19 protein-coding genes and 4 tRNA genes are annotated in these 23,152 nt (G+C 71.7%); 7 read left to right on the forward strand and 16 right to left on the reverse strand.

Annotated elements, in window-relative coordinates; genetic code table 11:
* Nucleotides 1-205: 205 nt before the first annotated feature.
* Nucleotides 206-1,657 (forward strand): MFS transporter, encoded by a 1,452-nt coding sequence (locus OGL88_RS06890; protein ID WP_263090777.1) that lies wholly within the window; start codon nt 206-208, stop codon nt 1,655-1,657.
* Here OGL88_RS06890 and OGL88_RS06895 read toward each other — a convergent pair.
* From OGL88_RS06895 to OGL88_RS06915, 5 genes are all read right to left on the reverse strand, one after another.
* Entirely contained in the window at nt 1,642-2,403 is a 762-nt protein-coding gene (locus OGL88_RS06895) for an SDR family NAD(P)-dependent oxidoreductase (RefSeq protein WP_263090779.1), read from the reverse strand. The two genes, OGL88_RS06890 and OGL88_RS06895, sit on opposite strands and share 16 nt — an antisense overlap.
* Before the next feature lie 147 nt (nt 2,404-2,550).
* Nucleotides 2,551-3,078, reverse strand: a complete 528-nt coding sequence (locus tag OGL88_RS06900; RefSeq protein WP_263090782.1) for a hypothetical protein — start codon at nt 3,076-3,078, stop codon at nt 2,551-2,553.
* A gap of 86 nt (nt 3,079-3,164) precedes the next feature.
* Nucleotides 3,165-3,239: transfer RNA gene (locus OGL88_RS06905), tRNA-Val, on the reverse strand.
* Between the two features lie 48 nt (nt 3,240-3,287).
* A tRNA-Cys gene (locus OGL88_RS06910) sits at nt 3,288-3,361 on the reverse strand.
* Between the two features lie 82 nt (nt 3,362-3,443).
* A tRNA-Gly gene (locus OGL88_RS06915) sits at nt 3,444-3,515 on the reverse strand.
* A 215-nt stretch (nt 3,516-3,730) separates the two neighbouring features.
* Between OGL88_RS06915 and OGL88_RS06920 the strand changes: the two genes are divergently transcribed.
* The 5 genes from OGL88_RS06920 to OGL88_RS06940 all read left to right on the forward strand — a co-directional run bounded on the left by OGL88_RS06920 (nt 3,731) and on the right by OGL88_RS06940 (nt 10,367).
* Nucleotides 3,731-3,803, forward strand: a tRNA-Val gene (locus tag OGL88_RS06920).
* A gap of 100 nt (nt 3,804-3,903) precedes the next feature.
* Nucleotides 3,904-5,433, forward strand: coding sequence for a DUF3375 domain-containing protein (locus OGL88_RS06925; RefSeq protein ID WP_263090783.1), 1,530 nt, complete (start codon nt 3,904-3,906; stop codon nt 5,431-5,433).
* A complete protein-coding gene (locus tag OGL88_RS06930) occupies nt 5,430-6,224 on the forward strand; it encodes a DUF4194 domain-containing protein (protein ID WP_263090785.1) in 795 nt (264 codons plus the stop codon). The genes OGL88_RS06925 and OGL88_RS06930 overlap by 4 nt, the downstream gene beginning before the upstream one ends.
* Nucleotides 6,221-9,586: an ATP-binding protein gene (locus OGL88_RS06935; protein WP_263090787.1), complete on the forward strand. Its 3,366-nt coding sequence runs from the start codon at nt 6,221-6,223 to the stop codon at nt 9,584-9,586. The genes OGL88_RS06930 and OGL88_RS06935 overlap by 4 nt, the downstream gene beginning before the upstream one ends.
* A 481-nt stretch (nt 9,587-10,067) precedes the next feature.
* The gene (locus tag OGL88_RS06940) at nt 10,068-10,367 is read left to right on the forward strand and encodes a hypothetical protein (RefSeq protein WP_263090789.1); all 300 of its coding nucleotides are present in this window, start codon (nt 10,068-10,070) and stop codon (nt 10,365-10,367) included.
* 221 nt (nt 10,368-10,588) lie between these two features.
* Here the strand turns inward: OGL88_RS06940 and OGL88_RS06945 are convergent, their stop codons facing one another.
* Nucleotides 10,589-12,052 (reverse strand): peptide MFS transporter, encoded by a 1,464-nt coding sequence (locus OGL88_RS06945; RefSeq protein WP_263090790.1) that lies wholly within the window; start codon nt 12,050-12,052, stop codon nt 10,589-10,591.
* 216 nt (nt 12,053-12,268) lie between these two features.
* On the opposite strand from OGL88_RS06945, the gene OGL88_RS06950 reads away from it, so the two are divergent.
* Nucleotides 12,269-14,392 carry an acyl-CoA dehydrogenase family protein gene (locus OGL88_RS06950; RefSeq protein WP_374114427.1) on the forward strand — a complete coding sequence of 708 codons (2,124 nt, stop codon included), beginning with the start codon at nt 12,269-12,271 and terminating at the stop codon, nt 14,390-14,392.
* Between the two features lie 210 nt (nt 14,393-14,602).
* On the opposite strand, the gene csrA is transcribed toward OGL88_RS06950, so the two are convergent.
* The 10 genes from csrA to OGL88_RS07000 are packed head-to-tail and all read right to left on the reverse strand — an operon-like array spanning nt 14,603 to nt 23,113.
* Nucleotides 14,603-14,872, reverse strand: coding sequence for a carbon storage regulator CsrA (gene csrA, locus OGL88_RS06955; protein WP_263090792.1), 270 nt, complete (start codon nt 14,870-14,872; stop codon nt 14,603-14,605).
* A gap of 4 nt (nt 14,873-14,876) precedes the next feature.
* A complete protein-coding gene (locus OGL88_RS06960; RefSeq protein ID WP_263090793.1) occupies nt 14,877-15,851 on the reverse strand; it encodes a hypothetical protein in 975 nt (324 codons plus the stop codon).
* A complete protein-coding gene (locus OGL88_RS06965; RefSeq protein ID WP_263090795.1) occupies nt 15,826-17,880 on the reverse strand; it encodes a flagellar biosynthesis protein FlhA in 2,055 nt (684 codons plus the stop codon). Before OGL88_RS06965 ends, OGL88_RS06960 begins: the two co-directional genes overlap by 26 nt.
* Nucleotides 17,877-19,070: an EscU/YscU/HrcU family type III secretion system export apparatus switch protein gene (locus OGL88_RS06970; protein ID WP_194647721.1), complete on the reverse strand. Its 1,194-nt coding sequence runs from the start codon at nt 19,068-19,070 to the stop codon at nt 17,877-17,879. The genes OGL88_RS06965 and OGL88_RS06970 overlap by 4 nt, the downstream gene beginning before the upstream one ends.
* A gap of 6 nt (nt 19,071-19,076) precedes the next feature.
* Complete coding sequence (locus OGL88_RS06975) at nt 19,077-19,835, reverse strand: flagellar biosynthetic protein FliR (RefSeq protein ID WP_205462376.1); 759 nt, start codon at nt 19,833-19,835, stop codon at nt 19,077-19,079.
* Entirely contained in the window at nt 19,835-20,110 is a 276-nt protein-coding gene (gene fliQ, locus OGL88_RS06980; RefSeq protein ID WP_205462375.1) for a flagellar biosynthesis protein FliQ, read from the reverse strand. The genes OGL88_RS06975 and fliQ overlap by 1 nt, the downstream gene beginning before the upstream one ends.
* A 9-nt stretch (nt 20,111-20,119) precedes the next feature.
* Nucleotides 20,120-20,938, reverse strand: coding sequence for a flagellar type III secretion system pore protein FliP (gene fliP, locus OGL88_RS06985; RefSeq protein ID WP_374114428.1), 819 nt, complete (start codon nt 20,936-20,938; stop codon nt 20,120-20,122).
* Entirely contained in the window at nt 20,935-21,522 is a 588-nt protein-coding gene (locus tag OGL88_RS06990; protein WP_263090799.1) for a FliO/MopB family protein, read from the reverse strand. Before OGL88_RS06990 ends, fliP begins: the two co-directional genes overlap by 4 nt.
* A gap of 8 nt (nt 21,523-21,530) precedes the next feature.
* The gene (gene fliN / locus OGL88_RS06995) at nt 21,531-22,235 is read right to left on the reverse strand and encodes a flagellar motor switch protein FliN (protein ID WP_123292757.1); all 705 of its coding nucleotides are present in this window, start codon (nt 22,233-22,235) and stop codon (nt 21,531-21,533) included.
* On the reverse strand, nt 22,235-23,113 hold the full coding sequence (locus OGL88_RS07000) for a flagellar motor switch protein FliM (protein WP_263090802.1): 879 nt from the start codon (nt 23,111-23,113) through the stop codon (nt 22,235-22,237). Before OGL88_RS07000 ends, fliN begins: the two co-directional genes overlap by 1 nt.
* Between the last annotated feature and the right edge of the window lie 39 nt (nt 23,114-23,152).

Consider the following 23,152-nt stretch of genomic DNA (forward strand, 5'->3'; position numbering starts at 1 on the left):
GGAGGACGCAGCGCAGCGCACTCCTGACAGCCTGCTCGCGTGGGCAGCGGCTCGCACGACACCGACGCGCGTTCCGGCCCACTTGCAGCGGACGCCCCACTGGACGTACGCTCCGGGCAGAGGGCAAAACGCCTCGCTGCTCCGGCAGCACGGCATGCACACGCGGTCTCGGACGAGTCGCCACTTCTTCTTCGAAGGAGTGCACGTGTCCACCCGTTCCCCCGCCCGGCTCCGCGACGCAGGGATCGCCCTCGCCGGCCTGTCCGCCGTCTTCCTGTTCGAGATGCTCGACAACTCGGTGCTGAACGTCGCGCTGCCGACCCTCGGCCGTGACCTCCACGCGTCGACGACCGGACTCCAGTGGGTCACCGGCGCCTACTCGGTCGTCTTCGGCGCCCTCATGCTCCTGTTCGGCGCGGTCGCCGACCGGTTCGGCCGACGCCGGGTGATGCTCGTCGGCCTGGTGCTGCTCGCGCTCTCCGCGCTGGCGACCACGCTCGTCACCACGACCGGCGAACTCATCGCGGTCCGCGCGCTCATGGGGCTCGCGGCGGCCATGACGACCCCAGGGTCGATGGCCCTGGCCTTCAGGCTCTTCGACACCGATGCGCTGCGGGTCCGGGCACTCACGGTCATCTCCACCGCGGGCCTGGTCGGGCTCGCGGTCGGTCCGACGGCCGGCGGCTTCGCCCTCGCGGTGGCACCGTGGCAGACCCTGCTCCTGGTCAACGTCCCGATCGCGGCGCTCGCGTTCGTCGGCATCCGTGTCGGCGTGCCCGCTGACCGACCGGAGGACCTGCACCCCGACCGGATCGACGTGACCGGCGCGCTGTTCGGCACCACGGCCCTGGTCAGTGCACTCGGGACGCCCACCCTCTTCGCCGAGGCGGGCAGCGCCTCCTGGCCGGGGTGGACCGGGGTCGTCGTGACGGTCGCGGCGGTGGCGGCCTTCGTGCAGCGGGAGCGCACCGCGGCGAAGCCGCTCCTCGAGCTGCGCCTGCTCGCCCGTCCGCTCGTCGCGAGCGGTCTGGCGTACAAGGCGGCCTCCGGACTGGCCGTCTCCGGCCTGTCGTACCTGGTGACGCTGCAGCTGCAGTTCGCCTGGGGCTGGTCGCCGGCGCTGGCAGCGATCGGGACGCTGCCGCAGGTGGTGGTGCTCCTGGCGTCCGGACGCTTCGTCGGCCCGTTCGTGCAGCGGGTGGGCCTCGGCCGCGCGGCCTGGCTGAGCGCCGGCGCCGTCGTGGCAGGACTCGCACTCTTCACGGTCGGCGGCCGTGCCGGGTACGGCTGGGTCGCCGCGGCACTCGTCCTCGTCGCCGCGGGGATGCGGGTCGTCGGGGTCGTCGCGGGCAACAACGTGCTCCAGGGCCTGCCGTCGAACCGGACGTCGGTCGGTGCGGCGCTCGTCGACACCTCGAGCGAGCTCGCGACCGCGGTGGGCATCGCGGCGACCGGGACGGTGCTGGCGCTGCTCGTGCCGGGCAGCATCGCGATGACGTCCTGGAGCGTCGATCGGCTGGCCGCGTTCGAGGGCGGGATCACCGTCGCAGGCGTGGTCCTGACGGTCGTCGCCGCCTTGCTCGTCGCCGTCGGCATGGCCCGCGCGACAACCGGCGCGGGCACGCCGGCGGCCGAGCCGGCTCAGACGACGCTGTAGCCGCCGTCCGCCACCAGCACGGATCCGGTGATGAAGGACGCCGCGTCGCTCGCCAGGAACACGACGCTCGGGGCGATCTCCTCGGGCAGGGCGAACCGCTGCTGCGGTGCGTCCTCGATCCAGTACCGCCGGAACTCCGGGGAGTCCACCGGAGCCATCTCGGTCTTCACGTACCCGGGTGCAACGGCGTTCACGCGGATGCCGTACTCCGCCCACTCGACCGCGAGCGACTTCGTCAGGTGGTGCACGGCGGCCTTCGACGCGTTGTACGCCGGCTGCCACTGCGGCCGGTTCACGATGAGGCCCGACATGCTGCCGATGTTCACGATCGAGCCCGACCCGGCGTCGCGCATGTGCGCGCCGACCACTGTCGACGTCTTCCACAGTGCGCGGACGTTGAGGTCGAACACGTCGTCCCACTCGCTGTCGGGCACGTCGAAGGCGTCGCGGTGGTGGCACGTGCCGGCGATGTTGACGAGCACGTCGAGGCGGCCGAGGGCGGCCATCGCCTCCTCGGTCATGCGTGCCACCTGCTCGCCGTCGGTGATGTCCGCCGTGATGGTGACGAAGTCGTGGCCGGCGTCGGCGGCCTCGGCGGCGACGCGGGCGTTGCGCTCCGCGGAGCGCCCCACGATGGCGACGCGGGCGCCGGCCTCGGCAAGACCGAACGCGAACGCCCGGCCGAGTCCCTGGTTGCCGCCGGTGACGAGGGCGGTCCTGCCGGTGAGGTCGAAGGGTGAGGTCATGGAGCGGGCGCCTTCCTGAGCGGGGTCGGCGCGGTGCACCGCGTCGACGAGGTACCGCCCTGCGTACACGACCCGGCCGGGAGGCGCGGCGTGCGTCCGCCCCGCACCGCACCGGTCGGTCTGGTCACGACCACTGCATCCGGTAGCTCAGTGCGTGTCGGTCGCGTCGCGCCGGTCGAGCTCGACGAGCATCGCGGCAGTGTTCCGCAGCACCTTCGGTGTCTGCACGAGGGTGACGACGAGGAACACGAGGAACATCGCCGCCGCGAACCAGAAGACCGGCCGCCCGGTGACGGCGAGGAACACCTCGAGCGCCATCAGCACCACGAACACGACTGGCCCGAACCACCGCTGCCGGCGGTACTGCTGCTGGTAGTGCGTGAGCGCCTGGCGCCACTGCGCCGGGTCGGCATCAGCGGGCAGTTCTCCGCGCCTGACCGCTCGGCCGAGCGCACGATCACGCGCTGCCGGGCCGACGCTCCGGCGTTGCCGACCGATCCAGAGCCCGAAGACCACGCCGAACGCGGCGCCTGTCACGGCACTCGCCGCGGCTCGGATCCCGACGGGGACGTCGGCGGGCATGGTGACGAACGTCGACAGGTACCAGAACCCGCCGAACGCGACGGCGAGGACGATCATCACGGCCCACAGCGGCCACCCACGCATCGAATCCATCTCGCCATCGTGCCAGCCGAGCGCGGCGGTCGCCTGCAACGACGAAAGCCCCGGCGGGACCTGGTGGTCCTGCCGGGGCTTTCTCGTGGTGGGCGATACTGGGATCGAACCAGTGACCTCTTCCGTGTCAGGGAAGCGCGCTACCGCTGCGCCAATCGCCCAGATTCCCTGTCTGAACCGGGGTTCGCACAGGATCTGGAGGGTGTTGCTGGAGGTGGGGACGGGATTCGAACCCGCGTGGACGGCTTTGCAGGCCGCTGCCTAGCCTCTCGGCCACCCCACCATCGAGGTTCACGTCTCCGTGAGTACCCGAACGGTGGGATACCCTCTGGTGAGTCGCAGGGCTTCGAGAAGCCCCACACTCGAGCGGATGACGAGATTCGAACTCGCGACCCTCACCTTGGCAAGGTGATGCGCTACCACTGCGCCACATCCGCACTTGTCTTTCCGCTGTCGCGGCGACGACGTAAACTCTATACGAACCCGGGCGCTTCCACCAAAATCCTTCCCGTTCACCGGGCGTGTCCCCCGAGTTCATGCGGATCCGGCCGGTTCGGGCACCCTCGTCAGCTGCGCGCCACACCCGGGCAGCGCACTGTGTTCGGTGCACCGCCGGACTTCCGCTACTATCGACTCGCACGAACAGTGCAGGGGGCGATTGGCGCAGTTGGTAGCGCGCTTCGTTCACACCGAAGAGGTCATCAGTTCGAGTCTGGTATCGCCCACCCTTGAGACAGAGCCCGACGCAGCAGCGTCGGGCTCTTGTCATCTCACCGGGCCGCAGCACGCGGGCCACACCACCAGCACGATCGGACGAAGGGGCGCATGACCGACGTCGACCTCGAGTTCGCCCGGGTCCGAGCGGTCCTCGACCGTCCGACCCTGCGCCTCATGTCCCGCCCGACGAGCGCGACGGTCCTCGCCGTGTTCCGCACGGTGTTCGACCGCGACGTCCAGTACGTCCCCGCCGACCGCATGCACCTGCAGGTCGAGGAGCACGTCGCCCGCCTGCAGGCATCGGGTGCACGCGTGCCCGCGAGCGAACAGCACGAGCAGAGCGAGCAGGACCCCCGACCGAACGGCCGTGCCCTCTGCCGTGAGTGGGTGGCGGCCCAGTGGCTGGTCCGCTCCAACTCCCCCGACGGCGACGAGCAGTACTCGCTGACTAGTCACGCGCTCGAGGCCCTGAGCCTCGTCGACGCCCTGTCGGCCGACCGCGCCCTGATCAGCGAGAGCCGGCTGGCGATGATCGTCGACGCCGTGCACCGCTGGGCCGCCCGCGCCGAGCCGGACCCCGACGTGCAGATCCGCCGCATCGACGCCCAGATCGCCGAACTGCAGGCCGAGCGTGAACGCCTCGAGCACGGCGACGACGTCGTCACGGTCGAGGACGACCGGATGCGCGACGGGTACACGAACATCTCCGACCTGATCCGGCAGCTCCCGAGCGACTTCAAGCGTGTCGAAGAGGCCGTCGCGACGATGCACCGCTCGATCGTCGAGGACTTCCGGCAAGAGGTCCGCCCGATCGGCGAGATCCTCGACGACTACCTCGCGCGCACCGACAACCTGATGCAGGCGACGCCCGAGGGCCGCGCGTTCGAGGGTGCCTTCGAGCTCCTGCGCGACGACGCCCTGCTGCTCCGCCTGCGCGACGACATCGCGACGATCCTGTCCCACTCCTTCGCCGACGGCCTCGGAGCCGGTGAGCGTCGCGCGTTCCGCAACACCGTGACGATCCTCCGCCAGGGCATCGAGGACGTCCTCGCGCAGCGGCGCCAGCTCACCGCCACGCTCCGCGACCAGATCGTCGCCCACGACGTGGTCCGCGACCGCGAGCTCGACGCCGTCATCCGTTCGATCAACCGCGGCCTGGCGACGCTCATGGACCAGGGCGGGGCGCGCGACCGCATCCCGCTCCCGCTGCTGCCGGCATCGGCCGAGGTCGGCACCCTGCGCGAGCGCTTCTACGACCCGGACGCCGAGTCCGTGCCGCCACCCATCGAGGAACCCGACGACGACGTCTTCGAGGACCTCGACGTCGAGATGCTCCGCAAGCACGGCGGCCCGCTCCTGACCGAACTGCGCGCCGCGCTCCGGTTCGCCGAGGCCGACTCGAGCGTCGACGCCTTCCACGGGCTGCCGCCCGAACAGCGTCGACCGGTCGAACTGTTCGGCCTCGCCCACCTGCTGACGGGGCGCGACGACTTCGAGTCCGCCGCGCACGTCGCCGAACACCGCACGGTGCGCCCCGACGGCAGCCCGGTCACCTTCCACATGCCCACCGCTGCGCTCGCTGCCGAGTACGCGCCGGTCGGCGATCCCCACGACGACAACGCACAGGAGGCACGGTGAGCGACACGACGCCGGCACCGGTCGACGAGACGGTCCCCTACGACGACCCCGCAACGGTCGTGCAGGACGACGACCGCGACGAGTCCAGCTTCGCCCTCTTCGAGGGCGACGAGGGTCGGCTCGACGAGCACCAGCGACGCGCGCTGGTGGCGCTGCTCCGGCACTCGTACGTCAGCTCCCGCACCCACCCCGACGAGTGGCGTGCCGTCCTCGACGCCGAGTACCAGCTGCGGTCGCGTCTGAACGACCTGTTCCTCGAGCTGCACGTCGACCGTGACCGCGAGGTCGCCTGGAAGCGCCAGGCCCGTTCGGAGAGCCAGCGCCGCACGTTCCCCACACTGCTGCGCGACCTGCCGTACACCCGCGAGGAGACGATCGTCCTCGTCTACCTGCGGATGCGCCTGCGCGCCGATGCCCGACCGGGTCCGGACCAGGTGGTCGTCGACCGCTCCGAGATCCTCGGGCACGTCGCCGGGTTCCGACCGGCGACCGCGACCGACCGCACGCGCGACGAGGGCCGGGTGGCGAAGGCCGTCGAGCGCCTCGTGACGGCGCGCATCCTGATCCGCACCTCGGACCCGGACCGCTTCCGGGTGGCCAGCGTCGTCGAGGTGCTGCTCCCCCTGGAGCGCCTGCTGGAACTGGACACGTGGCTGCGGACCACCACCGCGCAGGAGGACCCGGCCACGCCGGGTGGCGAGCCGACCGACGGAGCCGACCCGGGCCTCCCGGCAGACGGCGAAGCCGAGACCGACACCGACACCGACGACGACGGCGAGACGGAAGCATGACCGACACCTTCCAGATCCCCGCGCTCTTCGACACGGTCGCGCAGTGGCGTGCCGAGTCGATGCAGGTCGTGAACTGGGGCGGCTTCCACGGCCACCGCCAGGTCGAGCTGTCCGGCACCGCGACGCTCATCTCCGGCGCGTCCGGCACCGGCAAGTCCACGTTGATGGACGCGTACCTGGCCGTGATGATGCCGTCCGACGTGCCGTTCAACGGCGCCTCGAACGATGCCACCACCGGGCGCGCGCGCAGCGCCGACCAGCGCAACCTGCTCACGTACCTGCGTGGCAAGGTCGACACCCGCCGCGACCCCGAGTCCGGCGCCCTGCGCGACGTGAACCTGCGCGGCGACGACCAGACCACCTGGGGCGCGGCCGCGGTCACGTTCCGGAACGACGACGAGCGGCGCTTCACGGTGCTGCGGGCGTACATCGTGCCGAAGCGCGCGCGGGGCGTCGGCGACATCCAGATGACCATGGCGACGGTCGACGACACCTTCGACCTGCGCCGGCTCGAGGAGTTCGTGCCGACGCGCTTCCACCACCTCGAGCTGACCGGCCGCGTGCCGGGGCTCGTGATCCGCGACACCTACCAGGAACTCGCCTACACGCTGCAGACCCGTCTCGGCATCGGTGACTCCGGTGGCGGCAACCGGGCGATGCGCCTGCTCGCGCGCATCCAGGCCGGGCAGCACCTGCCGACGGTCGACGCGCTGTACAAGTCGCTCGTCCTCGAGACGCCGGGCACCTACGAGGCGGCCGACCGCGCCCTCGCGCACTTCTCCGCACTCGACGAGGCGTACGAGGCGATGGACACCGAGGAGCGCAAGGTCCGCATCCTCTCCCCCATCACCGAGCTGCACGACGAGATCGAACGGGCCTCCGCCGCTGCGGCTGCGCTCGACGGCATCGCCACCGGCGCCGAGGTCTCCCCGTTCGCGCACTGGACGGCCTCGCGGAAGCGGGACCTGCTCGACGCCGAGGTGGACCGCAACGGCCGGGAGCGCACGGCGTCCCGCGCCGAGGTCGCCGCTGCCGAGGCCCGGCACGCCGCCGTGGAGATCGAGCTGCGCGACGCCGAGGCACGGCTGCGCGACCAGGGCGGCAACGCGCTCGCCCAGCTCGAGGACCGCATCGACCGCCGCACGCGCGAACGCGACGCCGTCGTCCGCACCCGGGCGACGTTCGACGAGCGCACTGCGGTGCTCGGCCTGTCCGTCGCGACCGAGGCCGACTTCACTGCCGCGCAGCGCAGCTCGCACGAGTTCCTCGGTTCCTACGCTGCTTCGCGCTCGTCGTTGGACGACCGCCGCGACGCCCTGACGCGCGAGGAGTACCCGCTGCTCGACCGTGAGCGGTCCCTGCGCCAGGAGCGGCAGTCGCTCGAGCACCGGCAGGGCGCGATGCCCCTGCCGATGCACGAAGCCCGGCTCGCGATGGCCCGCGCCGCCGGCATCGACCCCGCCGACCTGCCGTTCGTCGCCGAACTGCTCGACGTGCGGCCCGGCGAGGAGCGCTGGCGCACGGCCATCGAGTCCGTGCTGGCCCCTGTCGCCCGCACCCTGCTGGTCGACCAGGACCGCCTCGGCGCGTTCAGCGAGGCGATCGACGCCCTCCGCCTGCCCGTCCGCGTGCAGTTCGAGGGTGTGCCGACCGGACCGCACCTGGACCTCGACGGCGACCCCGCGATGGTCTCCGGCAAGCTCGCCATCAAGCACTCGCCGTTCAGCACCTGGGTGCGGGAGCGGATCGAGTCGGACCGCACCGACGCCCGCTGCGTCACCGACGCCTCGGAGCTCGGTGGTGGTGGCCGGCGCGTGACCGAGTCCGGCCAGCTCCGCGACGGCCGGCGTGGTGCGCACGGTGACCGCCGCCAGGCGAACGTCATCGGCTTCACCAACGAGGCCCGCGTGGCCGCCGTCGAGCAGGAACTCGCCTCGATCGCGCAGGACCTCGCCACGCTCGAGGCCCGTCGCACCGACGTCGCGCAGGACCTCACCGCGCTCGACGTCCTCCGCGCCGCGCACCAGCACGTCGTCGACGTGACGTGGGCCGCCGTCGACGTCGAGGGCGTCGAGACGTCGCTCGCCCGCCTCGACGAGGAACGCCAGGCGCTCCTCGCCGCCGACGACGGCCTCCGGACCCTGCGCGCCTCGGTCGCCCGCCTGCGGAAGTCGCTCGACGAGGCCGCTGACCGCCGTTCCGCTGCACGGCTCTCCGTGCAGCGCCTCGAGGAGCGGCACGCCGTGCTCGTGGACGGCCAGGACGCCGCCGCCGAGATCCTGTCCCGTTTCGACGACACCCCCGAGTCGTTGCCCGACGACGAGCAGTCGCGACTGCTCGCCGAGACGTTCGCCGAGGTCGGTGCACCGGATGGTGTGGACGGTTTCGACGACGCCACCCGACGGCTCCGACGCCGGCTGGAGGAACGGCTGTCGCAGGCTCTCGACGGTGCCGCAGCGGCCTCGACGTCGTTGACGCTCACGTTCCAGCGGTACCAGGACGCCTGGCCCGACCCGAACCTCGGCACCGGCGTCGCGTCGTACCCGGACTACCACGCCATCCTCGACCAGATCGTCGCGACCGGCCTGCACGCCCGCCGCACCGAGTGGCGTCGCCGGCTGTCGCAGTGGAGCGGAGAGGACCTCGTGCCGCTCGCCGGGGCCTTCGACCGTGCCGTCGTCGAGATCGAGGAGCGTCTCGAACCGGTCAACGAGATCCTGCGGGACCTGCCGTTCGGCGCCAACCGCGACCGCCTGAAGATCCAGATCCGGCGGGTCACCCGCGAGGACGTCACCGCGTTCCGCCGCGAGCTCCGCGCCCTGTCCGCCTCGGTCGACTCCGAGCTGACCGACGACGTGCTCGAGACCCGGTTCCGCCGGCTCCGGCGCTTCATGGCCGTCATCCGCCCCGACCCCGACGCCGCCCGTGGACGCACCACGCAGCGCGACGCCGTGCTCGACGTCCGGCGGCACATGGAGATCACCGCGGTCCGCTACGACACGTCGGGCGACGACCTCGGTGTGTACTCGTCGCTCGGTGACAAGTCCGGTGGTGAGACGCAGGAGCTCGTGGCGTTCATCGTCGGTGCGGCGCTCCGCTACCAGCTCGGAGACGAGACGCGTCCCCGGCCCCGGTTCGCGCCGGTGTTCCTCGACGAGGCGTTCATCAAGGCGGACTCCGAGTTCGCCGGTCGTGCGGTCACCGCGTGGCTCCGGCTCGGGTTCCAGCTGGTCGTGAGCGCGCCGCTCGACAAGGTCACGGCGCTCGAGCCCTCGATGGAACGGCTGCTCTCGATGCGCAAGCACCCCGAGACCGGCCACTCGTCCATCACCGAGATCGCCCGGGTCCCCGCCGACGCCTGACGCGGGGGGTGGGGCCACGCGCACCCCCCTGCCTCGGGCGTCCCGGGCGTCCCGGGCGTCTCGGGCGTCCCGGGCGTCTCCCCGCCGGTCGCAACACCCCGCTCAGGTTCGCCGAGCGGTCACGAACTGTCGGATGGCGGCGCCGCCGCCGACAGTTGGTGACCACTCAACGCGCTACCGGCGGGGTGTCCTGACCACCCGGCACACGCTGTGGACGCGCCCGGCGACGGCCTGGAGGCGCGGTGCGGGCCCGCCACGGGCCTCCCGGCCGTCTCCCCGCCGGTCGCAACACCCCGCTCAGGTTCGCCGAGCGGTCACGAACTGTCGGATGGCGGCACCGCAGCCGACAGTTGGTGACCACTCAACGCGCTACCGGCGGGGTGTCCTGACCAGTCGGCGCGCGCACCCGGGCGGTGGGTCATCAGCGTGCCGACAGACGCCGCACAGCCGTTCCATGACCTGTCGCCGCTACGGTGATGGCGTGTTCGGACGACGCTCCCCCAAGCCCCGCCCTGACGACGCCCCCGGCCTCGGCATCGGCGCGCTCGTGCAGGTCATCGACTCCGCGGAGGGCGGCGAGCGATGGGCCGACGAGCCGATCGGCGTGATCGTGGCTCCTGGTGGCAACCAGATCGTCGGCTACCCCGGTGTCGGCGAGCCGCTGTCGTGGACCGTCGCGTTCGAGGAGCCCGTGTACACGAAGGACGGCCGCGGCCCCTTCGAGCGCGCGACCGTCCTGAGTCGTCAGTTGGTGCCGATCACGACCGGCAGCGGCGATTAGCCCAGCGGGCTCAGTACTCTTCGGAGCCGCTCTTCATCATGGCGGCGACCGCCATGCAGCAGCCCACACCGCCGAGGACGCCGATGCCGATGATGATGCCGGCGATGAGTTCGAGCATGGGGTGACTCCTTGGTTGCTTCGGCCGTGTGGCTTCCCTCAGGTTAGCGGATGCCGCGACGGATCAGCGGATGCCGCGGTGGATCAGCGGATGCCGCGGCGGATCAACGGATACCGCGCATGAGCTTCAGGATCGGCTTGGCCAGGACGAGCAGGACCACGCCGACCGCGACGGCGACGAGGCCGAGCACGGCGAAGTAGGGTGCCTCGTTCGCCGGGTCGTAGTACTGCGACAGCACCCCGGTGACGGCGGTGCCGAGCGACACCGACAGGAAGAACAGCGCGACCATCTGCGTCTGGAACTTCGGCGGCGCGAGCTTCGTGGCGACGGACTGCCCGACGGGTGACAGCAGCAGCTCGGCCAGCGTGAAGACGAGCAGGATGCCGACCAGGGCGAGCAGCGGCGTGCCGTTCTGGCCCGAGCCGACGAACGGCAGGAACAGCAGGAACGCGACGCCCATGATGCCGGTGCCGAGGCCGAACTTCGTCGGGGTGGACGGCTGTCGGTCGCCGAGCTTGGTCCAGAGCGCCGCGAAGACCCCGGACAGCACGATGATGAAGACCGGGTTGATCGACTGCACCCACGAGACCGGCATCTCCCACCCGAACAGCGAGCGGTTCAGTCGCTCGTCGGAGTAGACCGTGACGACGGTGAACTGCTGCTGGTAGAGCGACCAGAACACGGCGCTGCCGATGAAGAGCGGGATGAACGCGAACACCCGCGACCGCTCCTGGGCCGTGATGCCGCTGGTCAGGATGACGACGAAGTAACCGATCGTGGCGAGGATCACGATCGCGACGACCACGGTGGGCAGGTTGCCGACGTTCAGCAGCCCGGTCAGCACGGCGACCGCGATGACGATCAGGGCAACGACGACCCCGACCCCGATCAGCGGCAGGCGCCGGCGGTCGACGGGGTTCGTGACGTGGCGGACCGTGTCGGGCAGGTTCTTCCGACGGATCGCGTACTGCACCAGGCCGGCGGCCATGCCGACGGCGGCGAGCCCGAAGCCGTAGTGGAAGCCGAGCGAGCTCTGCAGCAGGCCCGTCAGGAGCGGCCCGAAGAACGCACCGAGGTTGACGCCGAGGTAGTACAGCGAGAAACCGGCGTCACGGCGGGGGTCGTCGCGGCTGTAGAGCCCACCGACGATCGTCGTGGCGGTCGCCTTGAGTCCGCCGGACCCGAGCGCGATGAGCACGAGGCCGACGCCCACGCCGGCCACCCCGGGGATGAGCGCCAGGGCGATGTGGCCGAGCATGACGACGATCGCGCTGCCGAACAGTGTGCGGTCGGCACCGAGCAGCCGGTCGGCGATCCACGCGCCGATGATCGTGAACAGGTACACGGCACCGCCGTACGCGCCCATGATCCCGCTCGCGATGCCCTTGTCGATCCCCAGGCCGCCCTGCGTGACCTTGTAGTACATGTAGATCAGGACGATGCCCTGCATGCCGTAGAACGAGAACCGCTCCCAGAGCTCCACCGCGAAGGGCGTCGACAGCTCGAACGGCTGTCCGAAGAAGGTGCGTTTGGGCTTGGGATCGTGTCCCGTGGTGGAGCCTGACATGTCGGCCAGTCTGCCCCGCGGGCCGGTGGCACGCCCAATCGTCGACGGGTGCTCAACAAGTACGTCGGCACCTGCACTTGGAGGGTTCCCACGGCCGCGACCCCCACGCACCGATCGCCGGTTGTCCGAGCCACACCGCGTTCGCCCGGCTCCCGGCGGCGTTGTCTAGCGTGGGGAGCGCAACACCGGACACCGCAGTTCAGGAGGACTCCGACCATGGTCGACACCGCATCCGCGCAGCACACCGGCACGCCCACGGCGAAGCACGAGGCCGGCGAGAAGGCGAGCAAGAGCGCCAGCGAGAACCCGGGCAAGAGCGCGAGCAAGCACACGAGCACGCACACCGACCTCCACATCGACGTCGACATGGTCGAGACCCTCCTGCTCGGCCGCTGGGCCGAGGACCGCCGGATCTCCCGCCGCCTCGTGCTCGACCCCGCACTGCACAAGACCGAGGGCCTCGGCACCATCGAGCATCGCGCCCGGGCGTTCGAGCAGCTGCAGATCCTGGTCGACGCCGGTGCCATCCAGCGCCCGTACCCGCCGGAGCTCGGCGGTCAGGACAACCACGGCGGCAACCTGGCGGCGTTCGAGGAGATCACCACCGCCGACCCGTCGCTGCAGATCAAGGCCGGCGTGCAGTGGGGCCTGTTCGGCTCCGCGGTGCACCACCTCGGCACCGCGCGGAACCACGAGGAGTTCCTGCCCGGCATCATCGGGTTCGACGTGCCCGGCTGCTTCGCGATGACCGAGACCGGCCACGGTTCGGACGTGCAGAACATCGCCACGTCAGCGACCTACGACCCCGCCACGCAGGAGTTCGTCGTGCACACGCCGTTCCGCGGGGCGTGGAAGGACTACATCGGCAACGCGGCCCTGCACGGCAAGGCGGCCGTCGTCTTCGCGAAGCTCGTCACCCAGGGCGTCGACCACGGCGTGCACGCGTTCTACGTGCCGCTCCGTGACGACGACGGCGCGTTCCTGCCGGGCGTCGGCGGCGAGGACGACGGCGTCAAGGGCGGCCTGAACGGCATCGACAACGGCCGGCTGCACTTCGACCACGTCCGGGTCCCCCGCACGAACCTGCTGAACCGCTACGGCGACGTCGCCGAGGACGGCACCTACAGCTCGCCGATCGACTCGCCCGGACGCCGCTTCTTCACGATGCTCGGCACCCTGGTGCAGGGCCGCGTGTCGCTCGACGGCGCCGCGGTCGTCTCCCAGAAGATCGGGCTGCAGATCGCGCTGACGTACGCGATGCAGCGCCGGCAGTTCCCGACAGCGGGCGGTGTCGAGGGCGTCCTGCTCGACTACGGCCGGCACCAGCGCCGACTCATCCCCCGTCTGGCCACGGTGTTCGCGCAGTCGTTCGCGCACGAGCAGCTGCTCCGCACCTTCGACGACGTGTTCAGCGGGCGAGCCGACACCCCGGAGCGCCGCGAGGACCTGGAGACCCAGGCCGCCGCGTTCAAGTCACTGTCGACGTGGTCCGCGCTCGACACCCTGCAGGAGTGCCGCGAGGCCTGCGGCGGCGCGGGCTTCCTCGCTGAGAACCGCCTGACGAGCCTGCGCGCCGACCTCGACGTGTACGTGACGTTCGAGGGCGACAACACCGTCCTGCTGCAGCTCGTCGGCAAGCGGCTGCTCACCGACTTCCGGAAGCGGGCGCCGCGCGACGCCGCATCGACCGCGAAGTTCGTCGCCTCGCAGGTGGGCGCGAAGCTCGCGGACGCCTCGGGCCTCCGCCGCCTGGGCCAGACCGTCGCCGACCGCGGCTCGCTCGCCGCGAGCGTCACGGACCTGCGCGACCCCGCCACGCAGCGCGCGCTGCTCGCGGGCCGCGTGGACACCATGGTCACCGAGATCGGGCTCCGGCTGAACACCGCCGGCAAGGACCGCGCCCGCCAGGCCGTGCTCCTGAACCGGTCGCAGCACGAGCTGATCGAGGCCGCGCGCGCCCACGCGGAGCTCATGCAGTGGGACGCCTTCACGGAGGGGCTCGACGCGGTTCCCGAGGGCGACACCCGCCGGGTGCTCGTGTGGCTGCGCGACCTGTTCGCGCTCGGACTGCTCGAGCAGCACCTCGACTGGTACCTGGTGCACGGCCGCCTGAGCGCGCAGCGTGCCCGTGCGGTTTCGGCGTCCATCGACCGGCTGGTGGCGCGGCTCCGTCCGGTGGTCCCGCAGCTCATCGAGACCTTCGGCTACGAGCCCGGCCACGTGCGGGCGCCGATCGCGCTCGGCGAGGAGCAGGCGCGCCAGGACGAGGCCCGTGCGTGGTTCGCCGCCGAGGCGGCAGCCGGACGACTCCCCGAACAGGAGAAGAAGCCCCGCGCGTAGCTGCCCGGTGCGGACGGTCCGGCCTGGAGACACGGGTCGGGTCGTCCCCGCTGGCCGCGCCCCGCCGAGCCCGCGTCCACGGCGCCACGCACGAAGAACGTCCCTCCGTCCCGTCCCGTCCGCGCCCCGCCAGCGTCGTCGCGCCCCGAAGAGTCCGGGCGCGATGCCCACCGCGGGGCGCGCTCGACAACGACCGCGCGACGGCCCGGACTACGCCCGGTCGGCCTCGCCTCGGTCGCCGAGTGCGGCACGCAGCCGTGCCTCGGCGTCGTCGCCGGAGGCACCGGTCGCGCCGGCAGCCGCTGCGGCCTCGGCGTTCGCCTCGGCGACCGCCCGCACGACCTCTTCACGCTGGATCTTCACCCCGCGTGGTGCGTCGATGCCGATCCGGACGCCGTCGCCCCGGGCGTCGAGGACCGTGATGACGATGTCGTCACCGACGAGGATCCGCTCGCCGACCTTCCGCGTGAGTACCAGCACCCGCTCAGCCTAGCGACAGGACGGGGACCCCCAGCAGGTGGACGGACTCCGGCGTGGCGGTCTCCCCCGCGCCGATCGCGACGACACCGGCCACCGGCAGCCGCGCGACGACCGCGGACACCATGGCCGCGGAGTCCTCGGGCTTCCGTCCGACGTCGACGACGACCCAGACCTGGTCGGCCTCGACCCGTTCGCCGGTCGCCCGGTCGTCCCACGCGGCGACGGCGAGCACCGCGTGGCCGTCACGCACGCCGTCGGCGCGGGCGAGGATGGCGGACCGTCGGTCGGCGGCATCGGTCGGCCGCAGCGCATGCCGGACGGCGAACAGCCCGGCTGCCGCGTCGACGTCGTTCGGCCGGCCCACCAGCAGGACCAGGTCGCCGTCGGCCGACCGCACTGCCGGAACCGCGGCCCGCATCCCCGGGACAGCGGCCCGCGCTGCCGGTGCAGCAGACCGCACGGCAGGGGCCGTGGGCCGGGCCGCCCGCCGGCCGGGCACGACGTCGGGGACGGTGGCCGGGCCTCCTGGCAGGGTGTCGGTGACGGCCTGGAGGCGCGGGTCGACGTCCGCTGGCCCGTCCGCTTCCGGCGGGGCGCGCGTCGGGCGCGGGGCGCTCCCCGTGATCCCGTCCGCCACGAAGCCGTCGAGCACCGACGCGAACGCGTCGGCACGCGTGGCCCGGGTGCCGTCACCGCCCGCGATGCGGGCCTCGGCAGCCTCGGCGTCGGCGAGCAGCGCCGCGATGCCGATCCGCTGGACGGGTGAGTCGGCGATCACGACGCGCGCAGTCGGGGTCTCCCCCGGTTCCGGCACCTCGACGGTCGCCTCGACGTGGGCCTTGCGGAACAGCCCGCCGATGCCCGGCGTGGTGACCCGCTCGGCGGCGACGATCCGTGCACCCGCGCCGAACTCGGTCCGGACGGCGTCGCGGACCTCGTCGAGCGTTGCGCCGTTACGCTGCAATCGGGTCGGCGGCACGGACCACTCCCACGGTCTCGATGGTGGAGCCCGCGGCGGTGGCTTCCTGGTACGACAGCACCGGGAGCCCGTTCGACTGGGCGGCGACCATGCGGTGCACGGCCGGACGGAGCTGCGGCGCGCAGACGAGGACGGCGGACAGGCCCTGGTCCTCCACGCTGCGCACGGCGTCGCGGACGGAGCCCAGGACCTGCTCGATGCGGTGCGCGTCGAGGACGATCTGGCTGCCCTGTTCCGAGGGTCGCAGCCCCTCGAGCATCGACTGCTCGAGCAGCGGGTCGATCATGATGACGCGCAGGGTGCCCTGGTCGGTGTGGCGGGCGGCGAGGGCGGGTCCGAGTGCGGCGCGGGCAGCCTCGACCAGGCCCTCGGGGTCGGTCGAGGCCTTGGCGCGCAGGGTCAGCGCCTCGCAGATCCGGCCGAGGTCGTTGATCGGCACGCGTTCGGCGAGCAGGCCCTGCAGCACGCGCTGGAGTTCGGCCATCGAGAGCATGCCCGGCACGAGTTCCTCGACCGCGGCGGGGTTGACCTGCTTGACGCCCTCGGTCAGGACCTTGACGTCCTCGCGGGTGAGCAGGCGGGCGGCGTTGTCGCCGATGACGGCCTGCAGGTGCGTGACGAGCACGGACACCCGGTCGATCACGGTGGCGCCGGTCATCTCGGCGGCGTGCCGGAGTTCGGCGGGCACCCACTTGCCCGTCAGGCCGAACACGGGCTCGACCGTCGAGGTTCCCGGCAGCCCGTCGAGGTGGTCGCCGAGGGCCAGGACGCTGCGGGCCGGGGCGGTGCCGCGGCCGGCCTCGACGCCGGCGATCCGGATGGCGTAGGTCGAGGGCGGCAGGTCGATGCTGTCGCGGGTGCGGACCGGCGGCACGACGATGCCCATGTCGACGGCGATCTTCCGCCGCAGGGCGCGGACGCGGCCGAGGAGGTCGTCGGAGGCGCCGGACACCATGTCGACCAGATCGGGCGCCAGCAGGATCTCGAGGGCGTGCACGCGCATCTGCTCGATGAGGTCCTCGGGGGTGTCGCCGGAGGGAGCGGCGGCCTCGAGGGCCTGCTGCTCGGCGGCGGCCGACTCGGCGTTCGCGGCGTTCCGGCCGATGCGCCACGCGGTGAACAGCAGGGTCGCACCGACGAGCAGGAAGGGCAGGATCGGCATGCCGGGGATGAACCCCATCGCGATGGCGGCGACGCCGGCGATCATCAGGGCGTTGCGCGACTGCGACAGCTGGGTGGCGGCCGAGGCACCCATCTCGGACTCCGCGCCGGAGCGCGTGACGATCATGCCGGTGGAGACCGCCATGAGCAGGGCCGGGATCTGCGTGACGAGGCCGTCGCCGATCGTCAGGATGCCGTACTTCGACAGGGCGTCGGTGGCGGAGAGCCCGTTCTGCAGCATGCCGATCGCGATGCCACCGACCAGGTTGATGATGATGATGAGGATGCCGGCGATCGCGTCGCCCTTGACGAACTTCGAGGCGCCGTCCATCGCGCCGTAGAAGTCGGCCTCGGCGGAGACCGCGGCGCGGCGGTCCTTCGCCTGCTGGTCGGTGATGAGCCCCGCGTTCAGGTCGGCGTCGATCGCCATCTGCTTGCCGGGCATGGCGTCGAGGGTGAACCGTGCCCCGACCTCGGCGACGCGCTCGGCACCCTTCGTCACGACGACGAACTGGATGACGATGAGGATCAGGAAGATCACCGCGCCGATGATGATCGACCCGGAAACGGCCACGTGGCCGAACGCCTGGATGACGTCGCCGGCGAAGCCCTCGCCGAGCACGAGCCGGGTCGACGCCACGTTCAGGCCGAGGCGGAACAGCGTCGCGACGAGCAGCAGCGACGGGAACACCGAGAAGTCGAGCGGCTTCTTCACGAACAGCGTCGTGAGCAGGATCACCAGCGCCAGCAGGATGTTGCAGATGATCAGGAAGTCGAGCAGGAACGACGGCACCGGCAGGATCAGCAGCAGGATGATGCCGACGATGAACACCGGGACGACGAGCTTCGGCAGGTCCTTGCGGTTCATGCGGGGAGTCCTTCGGTCGGGGTCTCGGCGATGCGCGGTGCGCGGAGCTTGCGGGGGCGGAGGTCACCGGTCAGCGTGGCCGGGTCGATGACGCTCGCGACCTCGTCGGGCGTGGTCGGCCTCGGCGGTGCGTGGGTGCCGGCCGCTGCGCCGCGGGCCTTCAGGGCCATCACGAACGACAGCACCCGGGCGACCGGCGTGTACAGGTCGACGGGGATCTCGTGCCCGAGCTCGCACGCGGCGTGCAGTGCGCGGGTGAGCGGGACGTCGCGCACGATCGGCACACGGTCCTCCTCCGCCCGGGCACGGATGACGTCGGCGACGGGCCCGGCGCCCTTCGCGACCACCCGCGGTGCGGCCTTGCCCGGCTCGTACTTGAGCGCGACGGCGTAGTGGGTCGGGTTCGTCATGACGACGTCCGCGGTGCCGACCGCCTGGATCATCCGGTTGCGGCTCATCGCGAGCTGGCGGGAGCGGCGCTGGCCCTTGACGAGCGGGTCGCCGTCGCTCTTCTTCTGCTCGTCCTTGACCTCGCGCTTGGTCATCATGGTGCGCTTGCGGTTGCGGCGGATGACCACGAGCACGTCGATCGCGGCGAGGACGAGCCCGGCGGCGATCGCGGCGCGGAGCAGGGTGCCCGCGCCGTCCGCTGCTGCCTCGAGCACGGCGGACAAGGGCAGCGAGCCGCTCGTCATGAGCACGGGCATCAGGCCCTGCACGGCGAACCAGAGCACGAGCCCGACGACCGTGGTCTTCAGCAGCGCCTTCGCCCCGTTCCAGAGCGCCTGGACGCCGAACACCCGCTTCAGGCCGGCGATGGGGTCGAAGTGCGAGGCCTCGGGCGCGAGCTTCCGGACGTGCACCCCGCCCTGCGCGACGGCGGCGGCGGTGACGGCGACGAGCACCACCGCGAGCATCGGGCCGAGGGTCGCGCCGACGCTCGCCATCGCGTCGCCGAACACGTGGTTCATGGTGCCGATGGTCGGGTTCGCGATGACGGACTGCACGGCGACGAGCTGTGCCGTGCCCGCGGCTGCCGCGTTGCCGATCATCGACGGCACCATGAGTGCGACGACGGCGATGCCGATCCACGCGCCGAGGTCCTGTGAGCGGCCGAGCTGGCCCTTCCGGTGGACCTCCTGCATGCGCTTCTGGGTGGCCTTCTCGGACTTCTCACCACTGTCGGACACGGCGCCTCAGCCCCGTCCCGTGATCGCCTGGACGGCGTCGCCGGTCAGCGACGACACCACCGAGGGCAGGGCCATGAAGAGCGCTCCGGCGAACAGGACGGTCAGCCCGATCTTGATCGGGAACCCCATCTGGAACGCGTTGAGGGCCGGTGCGACGCGGGTGAGCAGGCCGAGGCCGACGTCCGCCAGGAACAGCACGACCACCAGCGGTCCAGCGATCTGCAGCGTCGCCAGGAACATCTGCGACATCGCCGCCACGAGCAGGTGGGCCAGACCGTCGACCGCGAACGTGCCGGTCAGGGGCACGGCGTCGAAGGACCGCACGAGTCCGCCGACGATGAGCTGGTACCCGCCCGAGGTGAACAGGAGCGCGAGCGCCGCCATCTGGAACAGCCGGGTGAACTGGGCGCCGTTGACCTGCGACTGCGGGTCGAACGCCTGCGCGAGCGTGAACCCGCCGAACAGGTCGATCAGCGCACCGGCCGACTGCACCGCGGCGAACACCAGGAACACGAGGAAGCCGAGCGACAACCCGACGACGAGCTGGGTGAGCAGGGCGAGCAGGAACGGCCCGGTGTCGAGCGACTCGTAGCCGACGGCGACGCGCGGGGCGACGCCGATCGCCAGGCCGAGCCCGAGGATCACCTTCACGGTGCCGGGGAACGCGCGGTACGAGAACGGCGGCGCGATGACGAAGAACGCCACGAGCCGGACGCCGGCGAGCATGGTCGCCTCCAGACGGTCGGCGTCGATGCTGAGCTCCATCAGCCGCTGCCGAGCATCTTCGGGATCATGTCGAAGGCGACGTGCGTGAACGCCACCATCTCCGAGATCATCCAGTTGCCGCAGATCACCAGGGCGATCGCGACGGCGACGGCCTTCGGCACGAACGAGAGCGTGACCTCCTGGATCTGGGTCACGGACTGGAACAGCGAGATCGCGAACCCGACGACGAGCGACGTCACGAGCACCGGAGCGGCGAGCTTGCCCGCGACCAGGAGCGCCTGGAGGACCAGGTCGATGACGGCCTGCTGGTTCATGCGTGCCCCCTAGACAACGTGGTAGCTCTCGATGAGCGACGTGATGATGAGGCCCCAGCCGTCGACCAGCACGAAGAGCAGGATCTTGAACGGCAGCGAGATCATGACCGGCGGGAGCATCATCATGCCCATCGACATGAGCGCCGCCGAGACGACGAGGTCGATCACCAGGAACGGGATGAAGATGACGAACCCGATGATGAACGCGCTGCGGAGCTCCGAGATGATGAACGCCGGGATCACCGTCGTCATCGGCACGTCGGCCATCGACTTCGGGTTGTCGAGCCCGGCGGCCCGCGTGATCAGGGCGACGTCCTCGTCGCGGGTCTGGTGGAGCATGAAGGTCCGCAAGGGCTTCGTGCCGATCTCGACGGCCTGGTCGAAGTCGAGGTGGCCGGCCAGGTAGGGCTGCAGGGCGTCGTCGTTGATGTGCCCGAGCACCGGCGCCATCACGAACAGCGACAGGAACAGTGCCAGGCCCGCGATCACCTGGTTCGGCGGGATCGACTGCAGGCCCAGGGCGTTCCGGGTCATCGCCAGGACGACGAAGATCTTCGTGAACGACGTCATCATGAGCATGAGCGCCGGGGCGACGCTGAGCAGCGTGATGCCGATGAGCGTCACGACGGCCGACGACGGGGTGCCGTCCGGGCCGTTCACGCTGACGCTGAAGTCGCCGGTCGCGGGAGCGGTCGGCGTGGCGGGGGCGGTCGGTTCGACGACGCCGGCGGCGTGGGCACCGGTCGCGGTGAGCATGAGGAAGCCGGCGACGACCGCCAGCCCGAGCAGGACGAGGGCCAGGACACGTGCCGAACGGATGGCGGTCACCCGACCCGCCGGTTCCGCAGTGCGGCGGCCGCCTGCCGCCAGGTGTCGACCGACAGGATCGAGCCCTGCAGCTGCTGTGCGGTCGGCAGCGCGGTGCGCTGCGGACGGCGGTTGCGCGGGCGCATCGGCAGCGGCGTCGCCGCGTCGGCCGGGAGGTGGGCCCCACCAGCCGGTTCCGGATCGACGCGCCCGCGGCGCTCCGGCCGTGCCTGGAGGGACGTGGGGGCGTCCGCCTGCAGCGCGAGTTCCTGACCGAACACGTCGGCCGACGGGGCGGGACGCACGGGCAGCTGCACGGGTCCGGTCACGATGGTGAGCTCCGGAGCGGGCGCCTGCCCGCTGGTGAGCAGGCTGACGCCCTGCTCGGAGACCCCGAGCACCAGGCGCTCACCCTCGACGTCGACCACCACGACGCTCGCCTTGCCACCGAGGCCCTGGCGACCGACGACCTCGACGGTCGCCGCACGGCGTCCGGAAGTCTTGCCCGCGAAGCGCTTCTTGCTGGCACGGTGCAACACCCACATGAGGACGAGCACGACGCCGAGCGACAGCGCGACGCGGAGGGTGACGAGGAGGGTGTCCACGCGCAGGCTCAGAGGGATTCGGCGACGTCGAGGATGCGGGTGATCCGGACGGCGTAGTCCTGGTCGACGACGACGACCTCGCCGTGCGCGATCAGGCGGCCGTTCAGCAGGACGTCGGCGGGAGCACCGGCACTGCGGTCGAGTTCGACGACCGCGCCGGGCTCCATGCCGAGCACGTCGCGGACCGACATGCGGGTGCGGCCGATCTCGACGGTCAGGGTCATCTCGACGTTGTTGATGCGGCCGAGGTTGCCGGCGGGCACCCCGACGGGCGCGGCGGCCGAGACCGTGCCGTGCTCGCGCACCCGAATGCCGAACCAGCCGCTCGGGACACCACCGGCGGTCAGCTCGAACACCACCGTGTCGGGGTCGGCCAGCAGCGCGGCTGCCGACTCGCGGCTCGCCTCGCCGAGGACCCCGACGCCGAGCACCGACGCAGCAGCCTCGAGCGACGGACGCAGCACGTCGGTGACCGCGACGATCCCGTGGTCGGTACCGCCGGCAGCGATGACGGCCTCGAGGTCGGTGAGCACGAGGGCCAGGTCGGCCGACAGGCCGCCGACGAACGACGCGACCACGGCGTCGGTCGCCGCTTCGAGCACGACCGGGGTCGCGCCTCCCGGCAGCAGCAGCGCGCCCAGCGGGACGGCCGTCGGGAGCTGCGCCGCGAGCGACTCGGCCGCGGTGGTCTGGAGGGTGGTCGTCTCGGTCATCAGTGCTGCTCCGTGCTCGTGGTGGTGACGACGATGCCGGCGAGGCGCGAGCCGTTCGCGCCGACCGCGGCGGTGCCGACGGGTTCACCGTCGACCGCGATGGTGAGGGGGCGGTGCTGCGGGTGCGGCAGCGGCAGGAGGTCGCCGACGGCGAGCCGGAGCACCTGCGTGGGCAGGACCGTCGCCGGGGCGAAGCGCAGGCTGACGCCGACGGGGACGCCCGCGAGCTGCGCGTCGAGCAGGGCCTGGGCGTCGGCGGGCGACACGTGGGCGGCGGCCTCGCCGAGCTGCGGCAGCACGGCCTCGGCCGGCAGGGCGAGCGTGCCGGGGGCGACGCGGTCGCCGACGCGGATCGAGAACGCCGCGACGATCATCAGGTCGCCCTTCTGGGCGGCCTGGGCGAACTGCGAGTTGAACTGGAAGCCACCCGCCGTGACGTCGTGCGCGAGCAACCCGCCGAAGGAGTAGCGGAGGTCGTCGAGGGCGTCCTCGACGATCTTGCGCACGAGGGCCTGCTCGATGGGCGTGAAGGTGCGCTCCGGGGTCGGCAGCGGCTTCGAGGCGCCGAGGGCGTGCGAGACCCAGGTCAGCGCGGCGTCGAGCGGGACCTGCAGGACGCCCTTCGGCACGACGTCCGCGATCGGCAGCAGCACCATGCCGGTGAGCGCGGGCAGCGAGGCGGCGTACTCGTCGTACGTCACCATCTGCACCTGCTCGCAGGTGACCTGGCTGACGGCACGCACCTTCGCGGTGAGCTGCGTGCCCCACTGCCGAGCGAAGGTCTCGAACGCGAGCTCGAGGACCCGGGCGTGCTCGCGGGCGAGCGTCGACGGGCGCGCGAAGTCGTACACCTCGGGCGCTGGCAGGGTCTCGGTCACGGGTGCGTCTATCGGTCGCCTGTGCGGCACCCGTCAGTG

The organism is Curtobacterium sp. RIT-PI-V (assembly GCF_025642935.1).
Taxonomy (GTDB): domain Bacteria; phylum Actinomycetota; class Actinomycetes; order Actinomycetales; family Microbacteriaceae; genus Curtobacterium.

Excerpts from the sequence above, each read along its gene's own strand:
- OGL88_RS06975 (WP_205462376.1), bottom strand. The coding sequence starts at position 19,835 with ATGGAGCTCAGCATCGACGCCGACCGTCTGGAGGCGACCATGCTCGCC.
- OGL88_RS06950 (WP_374114427.1), top strand. The coding sequence starts at position 12,269 with ATGGTCGACACCGCATCCGCGCAGCACACCGGCACGCCCACGGCGAAG.
- OGL88_RS06965 (WP_263090795.1), bottom strand. The coding sequence starts at position 17,880 with ATGAACCGCAAGGACCTGCCGAAGCTCGTCGTCCCGGTGTTCATCGTC.
- fliQ (WP_205462375.1), bottom strand. The coding sequence starts at position 20,110 with ATGAACCAGCAGGCCGTCATCGACCTGGTCCTCCAGGCGCTCCTGGTC.
- OGL88_RS06925 (WP_263090783.1), top strand. The coding sequence starts at position 3,904 with ATGACCGACGTCGACCTCGAGTTCGCCCGGGTCCGAGCGGTCCTCGAC.
- OGL88_RS06935 (WP_263090787.1), top strand. The coding sequence starts at position 6,221 with ATGACCGACACCTTCCAGATCCCCGCGCTCTTCGACACGGTCGCGCAG.
- OGL88_RS06895 (WP_263090779.1), bottom strand. The coding sequence starts at position 2,403 with ATGACCTCACCCTTCGACCTCACCGGCAGGACCGCCCTCGTCACCGGC.
- fliN (WP_123292757.1), bottom strand. The coding sequence starts at position 22,235 with ATGACCGAGACGACCACCCTCCAGACCACCGCGGCCGAGTCGCTCGCG.
- OGL88_RS06945 (WP_263090790.1), bottom strand. The coding sequence starts at position 12,052 with ATGTCAGGCTCCACCACGGGACACGATCCCAAGCCCAAACGCACCTTC.
- OGL88_RS06900 (WP_263090782.1), bottom strand. The coding sequence starts at position 3,078 with ATGGATTCGATGCGTGGGTGGCCGCTGTGGGCCGTGATGATCGTCCTC.